This window comes from Pseudomonadota bacterium, assembly GCA_040752895.1.
Classification (GTDB): domain Bacteria; phylum Pseudomonadota; class Alphaproteobacteria.
This window is the reverse complement of record JBFMHN010000002.1, coordinates 258452-271608: the sequence shown is the minus strand read 5'-3', so window position 1 is coordinate 271608 and position 13157 is coordinate 258452. Positions and strand designations below refer to the sequence as shown.

Below are 13157 nucleotides of genomic sequence, written 5' to 3'. Positions count from 1 at the left end.
ATGCCGACACTCATGGATCTCATCCTGGAAGGACGCCGGGTCGAGCGTCACGGGCCGTGGCCGCGCGCCGTCGTTGGCCCGGCGGTCTGGAACCGTGCCGTCGGAGCGCTTGCCGAGGGGCGGTGGACTCTGCTCGGACTTTGGGGCGAGGCGGATGCCGTTCACATGGCGCTGCGCGATGAGCAGGCCGGTGACATCGGCGTGGCGAGTCTGGCATGCCCGGACGGCCGCTACCCCTCGGTCGGGCAACACCACCCGCCGGCGCTGCGCCCGGAACGCGCGCTTCGGGACCTGTTCGGGCTGGAGCCGGAGGGCCTGCCCGATGCGCGCCCGTGGCTCGACCACGGCCGCTGGGATGTCCGCCATCCGCTGGGTGCGTCCCGCCCCGCCCTTTCACCCGCCCCGCCTTACGTTTTCCTGCCCACCGAGGGCGAGAGCCTGCACCAAATTCCGGTCGGCCCCGTGCACGCCGGCATCATCGAGCCGGGCCATTTCCGCTTCACGGCGAACGGCGAGACCATCGTCCGCCTGGAGACGCGTCTTGGCTATGCGCACAAGGGCGTCGAAAGCCTGATGACCGGCGCCGACCTTGAGCGTGCCGAGAAGCTCGCCGGTCGCGTCTCCGGCGACAGCACCGTGGCTTACGCGTTTGCCTTCGCCCGCGCCGTCGAGGCCGCGCTCGGCGTCGAGCCGCCATTGCGGGCGACCTGGCTGCGCGCGCTTATGGCCGAGCTTGAGCGCCTTGCCAACCATTTCGGCGACGTCGGCGCTATCTGCAACGATGCTACCTTCGCGCTCATGCACGCCCACTGCGGCGTGCTGCGCGAGCGCGTGCTGCGCGCGGCCGGTATCTGCTTCGGGCACCGGCTGATGCGCGACCGCGTCGTGCCCGGCGGCGTCAGCGTTGATCTGAACGAGGCGGGCATAACAACCTTGCGCGTGCTCGTGGACGAGGTGCTGCGTCGTTTCCCGGCGCTGGTCAAGCTCTACGACAACACCGCCTCGCTCAAGAACCGCACGGTCGGAACCGGCATCCTCAAGCCGGCTCTCGCCCGCCAATATGGGGCCGGCGGTTATATCGGCCGGGCTTCTGGCCGCGCCTTCGATGCGCGGCGCGCGCCGGGCTATCCACCCTATGACGGCATGCGCTTCGAGGTGCCGGTCGTGAAAGGCGGCGATGTCAACGCCCGCGTCTGGATCCGCATCTGCGAAATCGAGCAAAGCCTTTCGCTGATCGAACAGATTCTGGAGACGCTGCCCGGCGGCCCGGTCCGCGTCGAGGTGACGGCCGGCGTGCCGGGGGAAGGCATGGCCCTCGTCGAGGGTTTCCGCGGCGATATCCTGGTCTGGCTGCGACTCGCCGGCGACGGCCGGGTTGCGCGTTGCCACCTGCGCGACCCGTCCTGGTTCCAGTGGCCGCTGCTTGAGGCCGCGATCGAGGGCAACATCGTCGCCGACTTTCCGCTTTGCAACAAGTCGTTCAACTGCTCTTACTCGGGCCACGATCTCTAAGGAACGCCGCCATGCGCAAACTTCTCTTCGAAGGCCTGATGCGACCGCCGCTAGCCGAATGGCCGCCGGCGCCGGACGATGCCATGATGAACGAACTCGCCGCTGCCCTTGATCGTGCCGCGCGACGAAGTCTCGGCCGAAGCCTCGCGATCCGCGCGGTCGACGCCGGTTCCTGCAACGGCTGCGAGCTCGAGATTCACGCCTTGAACAACGCCTTCTACGACCTTGAACGTTTCGGTCTCCGCTTCGTCGCCTCGCCGCGTCACGCCGATGTGCTCTTGGTCACCGGCCCGGTGACCAAGAACATGCGCGAGGCGCTTTGGCGCACCTACCAGGCGACGCCCGACCCCAAATGGGTCATAGCCGTCGGCGATTGCGCCGCCGACGGCGGCTGCTTCGCCGGCAGCTACGCCATCGAGGGCGGAATTTCGGCGGCGGTGCCGGTGGATATACACGTTCGCGGCTGTCCGCCGAGCCCCACCCAGTTGCTTCAGGGTCTGCTCGCGCTGCTGGGGGCGAAGGGCAAACGGGGGTGAAGGAAACCCCGCCCGTTCGCCCCGCCCGAACCTTCCGTTCGGGGAAGGGTGGTGCCGATAACCAGTTCCGCGATTGCCAAGAAGCCGAAGAGAGGGCCGAAACCCGCCGCTTGCCGGTCTCCTTAGGTTTTTCTTAATCCGAATCCAACCAGAATTGGTCACGTAAGGTTAAGGCATCGGATGCCATCGGCGTTCGAGGCCGCGTGGTGCGGTGGCTGTCGCCAGCGAAACAAGGTTCCCGGCATGTTTTTCATCATTGGCGCCCTCCTCGTTCTGGGCAGCGTCATGGGGGGGTATTTGGGGGCGGGCGGGCACCTCGGCGTCCTCTGGCAGCCCTTCGAGTTCGTGATCATCGTGGGTGCCGCCCTTGGCGGCTTCGTCATCGCCAACCCGAAGCCGGTCGTGCTGCGCTCCGGCAAGATATTCGGCGAGGTCATCCGCGGGCCGCGCTACACCAAGGAAAATTACCTCGAAGTTCTCGGCCTTCTTTACGCCACCTTCAAGCTCGCGCGCACGAAGGGCATGCTTGCGATCGAACCGCATGTCGAAAACCCCGACGAGAGCGATCTGTTTTCCCAATACCCTCACATTCACAAGAATCACCACGCGATGACGTTCCTCTGCGACTATTTGCGGCTGCTTTTGCTCGGTACCGACAACGCCTTCCAGATAGAAGCCTTGATGGACGAAGAAATCGAAACCCATCACGCCGAAGCGCGGCAAATTGTCGACGCCTGGCAAACCGTCGCCGACAGCCTGCCCGCGCTTGGCATCGTTGCGGCCGTCCTTGGCGTCATTCACACGATGGCCTTGATCACCGAGCCGCCGGAAGTGCTCGGCCGCTCGATCGGCGGCGCCTTGGTGGGCACCTTCCTCGGCGTCCTGCTTGCCTACGGCTTCGTGGGGCCGATGGCGCGTTCGCTCAGCGCGATCTACGACGCCGAGAACAAGTACTACCAGTGCATCAAGGCGGGCATCCTTGCCTACGTGCAAGGCAACGCGCCGGCCGTGGCGGTTGAATTCGCGCGGAAGGCGCTGACCTCGGACGTGCGGCCGAGCTTCTACGAGGTCGAAGCGGCGGTCCAGACCCCCACCGCCCCGCAGGCCTAAATCATGGCTGGCGCCAACAGCAAACCGGCGAACAACAAAACCTCCGGCGCCAAGGGCGAGGCGCCGCTCATCGTCAAGAAAGGCAAGAAAGGCCATCACGGCGGCCATCACGGTGGCGCCTGGAAGGTGGCCTATGCCGATTTCGTCACCGCCATGATGGCTTTCTTTCTTCTTCTGTGGCTGCTGAATGCGACGACGGAAGACCAGAAGCGCGGCATCGCGGATTATTTTTCGGTGGTGCCCGCGCATATGCGCAACGTAAGCGGCGGGGAGAACTTCTTCGGGGGCAAGACGGTGGCGGTCGATGGCCCGCTCGTCAACCAGGGCGCGCCTCTCGTCGTGGCCGTGCCCGAGCCGAGCCTGCGCCTGGAAGGGACCGAGGGCGAAAGCGAAACCGCCGAGGCGGCCTTGGCCCCGCTCGAGGTCGAGCCGTCCATGGACACGGAGACGGCCAGAAAGGTCCTTGCCGATATCGAGGAGAACCAGTTCCGGGAAGCCGAAACCCAGCTCCGCCAGGCGATTCAGGAAGCGGACGACCTGCGGGACCTCGCCCAGAACCTTCTCATCGAGCGCACGCCCGAAGGCCTGCGCATCCAGGTCGTCGATCGGGAGAAGTACGCAATGTTTCCCCGCGGCAGTTCCAAGATGGACGAAAAGGCCCGTCGGCTCCTGCACAAGGTCGCCGAGGTAATTCGGAATATGCCGCAGAAGATCGCCATCACCGGCCACACGGACGCGACGCCCTATGTCAACGCCGGCGGGTACGACAACTGGGACCTTTCCACCGACCGGGCGAACGCCAGCCGGCGCGCCATGGTCGAGGCGGGCCTGTCGCCTTCGCGTATCGCGACGATGACCGGCCGGGCGGACAAGGAACCGCTGGTGGCCGGCGATCCGTTGTCGCCACTCAACCGGCGGATCAGCATCGTTTTGCTGCGCGAGCAGCGCACGACACCCGCCCCGCATCTATAGTTCCTGTCCGAAGATGGTCTTGTGTTGCACAGAAGTTTGCTCGGATGTCGCGTCCACTGGACGGAGGCCGCGTCTAATTCCAAGTAACGCTTCAAACGCACGGACAACTTAAGCGGGGTTCCCGACACGAGAGAATATCTCTTCGAATCGAAGCGATATGCCCGCGATATCGAAATTTTCTTCGGCATAGGCTCGCCCCGCCCTGGAACAGTTCGCGCGCCGCGCTTCGTCGGCGACAAGCGTTTCGGCGGCGCGGCAGAACCCGCCGCGGTCGCCGGCGTCCACCACAATCCCCAAGCCGTGATCGACAATCAGCCGGGCGGCGGGATTGGCGAGCGGCATGGCGGCGACCACGGGTTTTCCGGAAGCCGCATAGGTCAGGATTTTCGACGGGACCGAATAAAGCCCGGCATCGGGTTCGAGCACGGCAAGAAGCACGGTGGCGCTGTCAAGCATGGCGGGCACCTCGGCGGCGCCCTGGAAGGGCAGCAGCACGAGATTGGCGCGCGGCGCTTTTTCCTGTTCGGCCCGCAGGAACACCGCCCCGGACCCTTCGGAGACAACGACAACACGCACGTCGTCGCGACCCCGGAACCGGTCGGCGAGGTCGAGGAAGAGCGATGCGTCGTGCTTGAGGCCGAGGGTGCCGGCATAGAGAAGGCAGGTCTTGCCGATGAGGCCGTGCCGCGCGGCCCAGGGATTGGCGCCCTCGAAACGCGGCACCGGCGCAAGCGGCGCCCAGTTGGGATGCACCACGACGTGCCGTACGCCAGCCGCCTCGCATTCCGCCAGAAATTCGTCGGCAATCGCGATGACGAGGTCGCTTTCGCCGAGGATCCCGCGCTCGACCCGGCGGTAATAGACCGCGACCGCGCGGCCCAAAAGCGGCAGCCTGGTTCGAAGCGCTCCCCGGATCGCGATCCAGTGAATGTCTTGCAGCCAATGGATGAAGCGCGCATTGATGCGCGCCGCCGCGCCTTGGACGCCATGCAGCGCCTCCAAGGGCGTATTGGCGGAAAGAACGATGTCGGGCCGGATTTCATCCAAAAGCGCTACGAGACGCGCGGCATAGCGCCGCTCTTGCCGGCGGCGGCGGAGATAGGCGTATTTGGCAAGCGGCGCACCGGTGGCGAGCCGGTGCAGGGAGAAGGCGGCAGGATCGTCGGGCCGGGGCGCGAGGGGGCCGCTCGGCGCTCTAAGGTCGCCGCTATAGGCGTAGGCGACGCGATGGCCCCGGCGAGCAAGCGCACGGGCGAGTTCGAGCGTAAACGCATAGGCGCCGTAATCGTGGAGAAGAATGCTTTTGAGCGCCATGGAATATTATTCGCTAAATCGGCTTCGGTTTGCTTACATTCTTCAAAGGCCGCTGGAATAACCTGCCATGCTCACGAAGTATTTCCCCAGCCCATATCGTTCTTACCCACGCCACTTCGTGGCGTATTTTGTTTCCGTACTGTATCGGAGAAATCACGAAGCGGTCGAGCGCCCGCATTCGGTGAAGAAGATTCTATTGGTCAACATGGGCCACATGGGCGACGTAATTCTATCGCTCGGTTTACTGCGGACTCTCCGTGAAACATTCCCCAGCGCAGAGATTTCCATTTTAGTCGGGCCGTGGAATGCCGAGATCGTTCGGATTTCTGATTCCGCGGACGAGACATTCGAATATTTTGGCAGCGCTTGGGCGAAGCGTACCGGGCGCAAAAGTTCTTTTTGGCATTCGATCGCTCAGTTTAAAGCGCTTCGCCGGAAGAAGTTCGACGTCGTTATCTCTCTGCATACCAGCCTTTTTCTATTGGTCGCCTCGGTTTTGTTGCGCCCTGACTACTTCGTGGATTATGGGGCATACCGGGTGGCCCGGAGGCTGGCACGGAATAGCGTTCCCGAACCGCGCGATTCACATATTCACTCCGAGTTCGCGTGTTTGCTCGTGCAGCTTGGTATTCCTCGCCCCGTACACGACCCAGCCATTGTGCTTTCGGACAGGGCCGCAGTTTCTACGGAAGGCTTAGCTCGAACGTGGCGCGCTTCCTTGAAGGGGCCGAAAATTCTCGTTCACCCCTTTGGCGCATATCCCGAAAAGGAATGGCCGATTGACCGTTGGGGCGCCCTCATAGAGCGCCTAGTCGCGTCGTTATCGGCGCGTGTTGTTATAACCGGCGCCCCGGGGGACAAAGAAAAATCCATTGCCCTTAGGCAAGAATGTAACGTCGAGATTGAGGATCTTACGGGTCAAACCAGCTGTTCCGATCTCGCGGTCGTGATACAAAATTCCGATCTGATCGTTACGGTGGACGGCGGGCCAATGCATTTGGCGGCGGCAATCGGAACGCCGGTGGTTGCGATTTTTGGCCCCACGGACCCCAAGCGCTGGGGGCCGGTGACCGAACGGGCAATGGTTCTATATCACCCGACGGATTGCACGCCATGTAACTATAGCTCTGGTTGCGCTCAGACTCCGGGGTGCATGGAAAAAACTTCGGTGGAGGAGGTCCTCGGCGCTGTCAGGTTTCTGCTGTCAAGTTAGAGCCCGCGTATTTTTACGGTCCGCCGCGCGTTGAATCGCTTCAAGCCAAGATGCCTGGAACGCGATCGTCCCCGGGCGCGAATCGCCGGAATCCCGCGCGCGCAATTCGCGGACTTTCTCGGCTGCCGCGCGGAGCCCGCGTTTGATCTCGACGTCTTCAAGCGTTTCCATCCAGAAGACATTCGGATGGTCCGCAAATTCGCTTACGGCCCATTCGAATCGGGTCGTCAGCACAACCCCGTTCATCGAGAGAATTTCGAACATCACCCCGCTGGTCCCCAGTCCATAACTCCGCACATCGTACGGCAGGACCAGGACATCGATTTCCGCCAGAAGCCGCGTGTACTCGTTGTCCGGCAAGTATCCCGCCACTAGCCGCGCCCTGCCCTGACCGGCCAACGAAGCCCTCAGGATTTCGGCTTCGGGCGGTGTTGCATCCGGGGCGTTGTCGGGTAGCTGCAGGATGATTTTTGCGTCCGGCGAAGTCGAAAGCGCCGCGCCGACGATGCCGCCGTAATGTGGCGTTCCTTTTTCGGGACGAAATTGCCCGATAAGCCCAAAGGTTATCGGGTCTTCCGGTTTTTTTGCAGCGCTTTCTGCTGGTCGCGGGCGGACCGGAATCGCCACCAATTGCCCCGATATCCCAAGCGTTCTTTCCCACATCTTGAGGGCCGCTGACGAATCGGAGACCGGGAACAGGAGGCCGCTTTTCGCAAGGCGGCGGGCGATCCACACGAGAACGGCCGCCTTCCACCCGGACCGGCCGATGATTCCCGCCGCATCGCGACGAAAAACAAACAAGCCGGCGACCTTCCCCTTCGAGTGGATACGGCTAAAGCCTGCAGCGGCATAAAACGCCACAAAATCGAGAAATTCGGGCGTGTGATAAATTAAGATCCGTTTTTCCCGGTGGCCGATCAGTTTTCTTATCCCGCGAATAATCGCGTAAAGACGAACCAGTTTCGCCGGAATTTCATCCTTCGCATCTATATTTCGGAATGGGGCATAGGTTTCTACGAGGCTATCCCCGAGCGCATCCTCGAGCACGTTCAAGTAGTCGGCCTGATGTCCGCCGTGCCGTCGGCCTGTAACGGTGTCTACAATAGCGATTTGTCCGCGACCAATCCGAAAGTGGTCGGCCATTTCAACCTCTGTCGTCCTTGTTTTGCCTTAGGCGCCCATTCCGGCTCGAATGGCTTGCAGGGAAACCCGGTCATCTCCCGCCGCCGGCATGCCATGCCGGTCCGCCCATTGGGCAAGGGATTGAATGTAAAACGGATTTTTCTGCGCGCCCCGGCCCGCCTTCAGTCTACCGGCTTCGCCTTAAAGACAAGTATATACAGGAAAGAAAAGGCGGGTATACACAGGAACGCGCCGGTCTAAGGTGGCAATTCGAATGGAAACGGGCCGAAACCATGCTTGGATTTCTTCGCGCACGCATCCGAGGAGCCGTCGCGACGGCCTTCGGTCCGGGGGCGGAGGTCGGGCTGCACGTGCTGTATCACCGCACCCTGAGAGCGGCGGGACTTTTCGGCGTTCCGGAGCCGAAGCCGGTGATAGAAGCCCTCGATTTCGTTGTCCGAACGGCTTCGAGCGTCGTGGACGCCGGCGCCAATATCGGCCGCTACAGCTGGTTTTTCGCGACCCGCGCGAAAAAAGACGCGCGGATTTACGCCTTCGAGCCTAACCCGGCGGCGTTCCGGCTTTTGGAGGCCAATCTCGAACGCCGACCTGTGGTCCGGCTGTTCAATTGCGCACTCGGGGCGCGGACGGAGACGGCCTATCTCAACGTACCGACCGACGGCCGAAACAATCCGGTGACGGCGTTGGGCTGGGTCTCGAACCGGAAAGAGGCGGGGAGCGAGAGCAACCGGAACGCCGTTGTCCAGGAAACGACGGTGTGCACTCTGGACGCGGCGATAGCGCGCGGCGACGTGTCGCTCCGACGGCCCCTGTTCTTCAAGATCGACGTCGAGGGCGGCGAGATGGACGTTCTTTCCGGTGCGGCCGCGACGATCGAGAAATGGCGGCCGCTCATTTACTTCGAATGCGAACAGCGTCATCTGACGCGAAGCAGACGCGACTGGCGACCGATCTGGTCTTACTTCGCCGCGGCGGGGTATGCGATCTTTGCGGCAAGCGAAGCAGGCTTCACCGTCGCCCATGCGCTGAACGCCGAGACCAACGCCTATTTCGCGGTGCCCGGGAATGACGCGGACGATCCGGCTTCCCCCCTCGCGGCGCCGACATTTATCGCTATGCTCCGGCGGCATTGGACGGCCGTTCCGGCATGAGGTTGCGGCGCATCCTTTCTTTCCGGTTCACGCGGAGCGAGTCATGACGAACGTTCCAAGCGACGACGCCCATAACGGCACCGACGGGTTGCCTGAACCGATCTTCTCGGTGTCGTTCACGCTTTTGATCCTGTTCATCGCTCTCGGCGACGGGTTGGGTTATTTTCTGAAAGCCGCCGTCAATCTTCCGAGCCCGCATCTTTTGATACTGCCGTTTTTCGGGTTCTTGCTGCTCTTCGCCTTCGCCTTGCTCCCCAACCGCGATCCCGGATCGGCGTTTCGGGGTATTGTCACGTTTTCCACATTGCTGGTGGTTTGGCTCTTCGTGCAGGAGGCGTTTATCGGACGCGCCTATATCCTGGGATATGGCCAGCTCGCGATTTTTCTCGTGTTCCTGTTTCTGACGCGGCAGTTGTTTGAAACGACCGACCGTCTCGTCGGGCGGCTGATGGGATCGGTTCTGGTCATCCATTACGTGCAATGCGCGTGCATCATCGTCGCAGCGCTGGCCTGGTTTGTTTTTTCCGTGAACCTCAATCCGCTGGACCTGGTGAGACCGACCGAGATCGGCGAGTATTACGGGTTCCGCGCTGCGGGGCTCAGCCGGGAGCCGGCTTGGGCGGCGTTCGCCATCGGCTGCACCTATCTTGCCATCCACTATCTCCTGCCGAGCCAGCGGTCCATGGCGCTGCTGGCGTTTCTCGTCGCCGCGATCTTCACCAATACCGGCACCGGATATCTGCTGGCCTTGGTCTTTTGCGCGGCCCATCTGTTCGAGCGGCGTTCCATCGAGGTGTGGGCTGTCGGTGTTTTCGGGGTACTGCTTGCGCTTGCCGGCCTGACCTATCTCCAGTGGGACAGGCTTATCGTCGTCTGGCAAGGCATGGATCCCTCGACCAACATGCGATTGGCCTCGGCGGGCGTAGCTTTGGATGTCATCCGCGCCACCTTCCCGCTCGGCACGGGCTATGGAAATTTCCGCGATTTCGGTGTCTATGGCGCCGAGTTCGATCGTTACCTCGATCTCTATAAGACGGCGTTCTATAAGTCCGACGTTTTGCTGCTGAACCTCGTCGCGGAACTGGGCGCGTTCGGTCTGCTGGTCGCGGGGTGGATTTTACGCGTTCTCTGGGTGCCGGGATACTGGCTGCCCATATTGATGGGCGTGCTGCTGCTCGGGCTGTTCGGCACGTCCCTGGTGCCGCCCATTCTTCTGGTCGCGGCGGTGACCGGCGTTCTGGCGGCGCGACGGGCTGAGGCGCGCGTTCACGACGCCGCGGAAAACGAGGCCGAGAACAGCTCGCGCGAGGAAGCCGATGTTGCCGCGGGTTCCGACCGCATGGGCGGGGGATGGCGTTCGACATGAAGGTTCTCTGGCTGACGCGGTTCCTGCCCTACCCGCCGTTTTACGGCGGTGACGCGATCTATTCCTCGAAACTGGCGGAGGGGCTGGCCGGTGCCGGGGCCCATGTCACGGGACTTTGTTTCGAGAATGGCGGCGATGCCCGGGACAGCGCCACAGTGAACGGCGTCGACTGGCGTATTTTTCCGCTGCCCGACCGACCCGCCTGGCAAAGCATTTTCGGATATCTTCCCAGCATCGCGCACCGGTTCCGGTCGCGGGCCTATCTGGCGGCGGCGCGCGCCGCGGTCGGGGCGGGCGTTGACGCGGTGGTTTTCGATCACATCGGATCGGGGTGGCCGCTGGCGCCCCTCTGCCGGACCGCGGAACGGACGAACAGGCCGCCGGATTTCATCTACCTTTCGCACAACCACGAAACCAGCGTGCGCGGGCAGGTGGCCAGGCATTTCAAAGGATCGGTCTTGAAGAAATTCGCCCTCAAGCTTGAGGCGAAGAAAGCCGCAGAACTGGAACGGAAAATGGTCGATGCCAGCGCCCTCGTGACCGTGAATACGCGCGAAGACGAAGCGCTGTTCCGCCGGACCCATCCGGAGAAAACCTATCTGCCCTTGACCCCGGGTTACGATGGGCCGGTGCTGGGCCATCGCACCATCGGCGGCGAGGCGCCGAAACGGGCGATCGTGGTCGGCAGTTTCGGCTGGTTCGCAAAACGGATGAACCTGGAAGCGTTTCTGGAAGCGGGGGCGGCGCGCTTTCACGAAGCGGGTGCGGAGATCGAAATTCTGGGCAACATGCCCGATGGCTATGGCGAAACGTTGCGCACGCGTTACCCGACGGTTCGCGTTACCGGGCGTTACGACACGCTGCCGCCTTATCTCGTCGAAGCGCGCCTTGGCATCGTGCCGGAACAGACCGGTGGCGGGTTCAAACACAAGGTGCTGTCGTATATCTTCAACCGGCTGCCGGTCGCGGCACTGGAAGGCAGCGTCGCGGGGCTGCCGCTGCGGCCCGGCGAAAGCATCCTGACCGCAAAAACCATGGCCGGTCTCGTGACCGTTTGCCTCGCGGCGCTCGACGACATGGCCCGGCTCAACGCGCTGCAGAACCGGGCGTTCGCCGCCTGTGCCGGGCAATTCGATTGGGCGAGCCGCGGCCGGGCATTTTGGGACGCCATTCGGCGTTTGCGGAACGAAGCGCCATGACCGCTTGGCTCCGCCACCGGCTCAACCCGCGCTATGCGTGGCTGCCGGACGATTTTTTCGGGAAAGCCGTCCGCATTCTTGACGCCGGCGCGGGCAAGGACGATGCGCGAATCGCCAAGGCGCTGTTCGCCGATTGCCGGTTCGAGGGCTACAACATCGCCGACATCGGCGATGCGCGCGCGTCGGGCTTCGATGTCTATCACCGGACCGATCTCAATCGGTCCGACCTCGCCGGCTCGCCCGACAGGGCCTATGACTATGTCGTCTCATCGCACACGCAGGAACATCTCGAAGATGGAAGACACCTCGTGGCGAGGCTTTGCGACAAGGTGAAGCCGGGCGGGTATCTCTATCTGGAATGGCCGAGCGAAAAGTCGCGGTACTTTCCGCTTCGCGGTTTCGGGTTGAATTTCTTCGACGATCCGACCCATGTGCGCACCTTCGCGCCGGAAGAAATTGCGGGGATCGCCCGCGCCCAAGGGTTCGACATCGACCATGCGGGATACCGGCGCATGTGGCTGCGAATCCTGCTGTCGCCGGCGCTGATTGTCATTCACTCGCTACGCAACCGGCGTCTTGTTCTCTATGACTGGTGGGATTTGACCGGGTTCTGCTGCGTGGTGCGCGCTCGGCGGCGCGCGTACCGAGGATAAGCCGCGACGAATGCCCAGCTCCACACCAAATTGTCGCAGCAGCGTTCCGACCCCGGCGGTTAGGGCCAGCGAAAATGACCTTAGATCGGGCGGCAATACAGATGGGGGTTCTGGCCGCTCGCGATAAGCGCGATCTCTCGGTCGCCGAGGCCCGCGAGGGTTCGCATTTCGGTCCCCGGGTCGGTCTGTGCCATTACGCGGTAGCGGGTCAGATCGACTAGGGACAGGCAAGCTTTGACATATGATTCCTTGTCGGAAAATTTAAAATTGTGCAGTTCGAGTAGAAGTTTTGGGCGCCGAGAGAGGACTTGCTGAAGGCCTGACAGCGCTTCCACTTCAAAACCCTCAACGTCAATCTTAACGAATGACGGCGCGATGTTGTGCGTTCTGGCGTATTCGTCACCGGTTATCATCGGCACCGTAATTCGTTGTGCGGGTGCGGCACCCGATGACAGGAGGCTGGCAACGCCACCCGAGTCATCGCTAACGGTGGCGAATCCGATTTCGTTTCCAATGCACATATTATTGAAAACGACGTTCGTGATGTGATTATCACGCAGGTTCTTACGCGCTACGTTGGAGTTAAATCTTGACGTTTCGAAGGCATGCACTTCTCCTTCGCGAGCGCATTTAGCGAAAAGCATGCTCCATATTCCCTGGTGGGCGCCAATATCCAGCACCACATCTTTGACCGATAGGTTGTCTGCGATCCAATCGAACTCCTGCTCCGGCCAGACGATCCAGTTATACCGATATTTCCCGAACCAAGTATGCGCCTCGAAATCTTCTATGTTCAGAACAAATATATTTTCTTTGATATTTATATATTTTTTGTAGGGCTTAAATATTTTCCTATCTATGCGAAAACGCACTGAATCGTAAACGCCAATCGGCCCCTTTTCTTTATATTTCTTAAATATTTTCCTGAACATACCCATCCTCGATTTTTCAGCAAGCACCGATCCTGCCCAGAGGAATTCTCAAAAAA

Annotated in this window: 13 protein-coding genes; 10 read left to right on the top strand and 3 right to left on the bottom strand. The window is 61.8% G+C overall.

Features of this window, described 5'->3' with window-relative positions; all coding sequences use genetic code 11:
- The 4 genes from AB1781_05130 to AB1781_05115 all read left to right on the top strand — a co-directional run bounded on the left by AB1781_05130 (window position 1) and on the right by AB1781_05115 (window position 4130).
- Entirely contained in the window at window positions 1-1512 is a 1512-nt protein-coding gene (locus tag AB1781_05130; protein MEW5703953.1) for an NADH-quinone oxidoreductase subunit C, read from the top strand.
- An 11-nt stretch (window positions 1513-1523) separates the two neighbouring features.
- Entirely contained in the window at window positions 1524-2048 is a 525-nt protein-coding gene (gene nuoB, locus AB1781_05125; GenBank protein ID MEW5703952.1) for an NADH-quinone oxidoreductase subunit NuoB, read from the top strand.
- A 243-nt stretch (window positions 2049-2291) separates the two neighbouring features.
- The gene (gene motA / locus AB1781_05120; protein MEW5703951.1) at window positions 2292-3158 is read left to right on the top strand and encodes a flagellar motor stator protein MotA; all 867 of its coding nucleotides are present in this window, start codon (window positions 2292-2294) and stop codon (window positions 3156-3158) included.
- Window positions 3159-3161: 3 nt separating this feature from the next.
- Window positions 3162-4130, top strand: coding sequence for a flagellar motor protein MotB (locus tag AB1781_05115; protein MEW5703950.1), 969 nt, complete (start codon window positions 3162-3164; stop codon window positions 4128-4130).
- A gap of 108 nt (window positions 4131-4238) precedes the next feature.
- On the opposite strand, the gene AB1781_05110 is transcribed toward AB1781_05115, so the two are convergent.
- A complete protein-coding gene (locus AB1781_05110) occupies window positions 4239-5444 on the bottom strand; it encodes a glycosyltransferase (GenBank protein MEW5703949.1) in 1206 nt (401 codons plus the stop codon).
- Window positions 5445-5511: 67 nt separating this feature from the next.
- On the opposite strand from AB1781_05110, the gene AB1781_05105 reads away from it, so the two are divergent.
- Complete coding sequence (locus AB1781_05105) at window positions 5512-6657, top strand: glycosyltransferase family 9 protein (protein ID MEW5703948.1); 1146 nt, start codon at window positions 5512-5514, stop codon at window positions 6655-6657.
- Here the strand turns inward: AB1781_05105 and AB1781_05100 are convergent.
- Window positions 6649-7458 (bottom strand): hypothetical protein, encoded by an 810-nt coding sequence (locus AB1781_05100; GenBank protein ID MEW5703947.1) that lies wholly within the window; start codon window positions 7456-7458, stop codon window positions 6649-6651. The two genes, AB1781_05105 and AB1781_05100, sit on opposite strands and share 9 nt — an antisense overlap.
- 108 nt (window positions 7459-7566) lie before the next feature.
- On the opposite strand from AB1781_05100, the gene AB1781_05095 reads away from it, so the two are divergent.
- From AB1781_05095 to AB1781_05075, 5 genes are read left to right on the top strand one after another with little or no spacing between them, the layout of a single operon-like run.
- Complete coding sequence (locus tag AB1781_05095; GenBank protein MEW5703946.1) at window positions 7567-8040, top strand: hypothetical protein; 474 nt, start codon at window positions 7567-7569, stop codon at window positions 8038-8040.
- A gap of 32 nt (window positions 8041-8072) precedes the next feature.
- The gene (locus AB1781_05090) at window positions 8073-8951 is read left to right on the top strand and encodes an FkbM family methyltransferase (protein MEW5703945.1); all 879 of its coding nucleotides are present in this window, start codon (window positions 8073-8075) and stop codon (window positions 8949-8951) included.
- Window positions 8952-8994: 43 nt separating this feature from the next.
- A complete protein-coding gene (locus tag AB1781_05085; GenBank protein MEW5703944.1) occupies window positions 8995-10317 on the top strand; it encodes a hypothetical protein in 1323 nt (440 codons plus the stop codon).
- Entirely contained in the window at window positions 10314-11516 is a 1203-nt protein-coding gene (locus AB1781_05080) for a glycosyltransferase (GenBank protein MEW5703943.1), read from the top strand. Before AB1781_05085 ends, AB1781_05080 begins: the two co-directional genes overlap by 4 nt.
- Complete coding sequence (locus AB1781_05075; protein MEW5703942.1) at window positions 11513-12169, top strand: class I SAM-dependent methyltransferase; 657 nt, start codon at window positions 11513-11515, stop codon at window positions 12167-12169. Before AB1781_05080 ends, AB1781_05075 begins: the two co-directional genes overlap by 4 nt.
- Before the next feature lie 80 nt (window positions 12170-12249).
- On the opposite strand, the gene AB1781_05070 is transcribed toward AB1781_05075, so the two are convergent.
- A complete protein-coding gene (locus tag AB1781_05070; GenBank protein MEW5703941.1) occupies window positions 12250-13128 on the bottom strand; it encodes an FkbM family methyltransferase in 879 nt (292 codons plus the stop codon).
- Window positions 13129-13157: the final 29 nt, after the last annotated feature.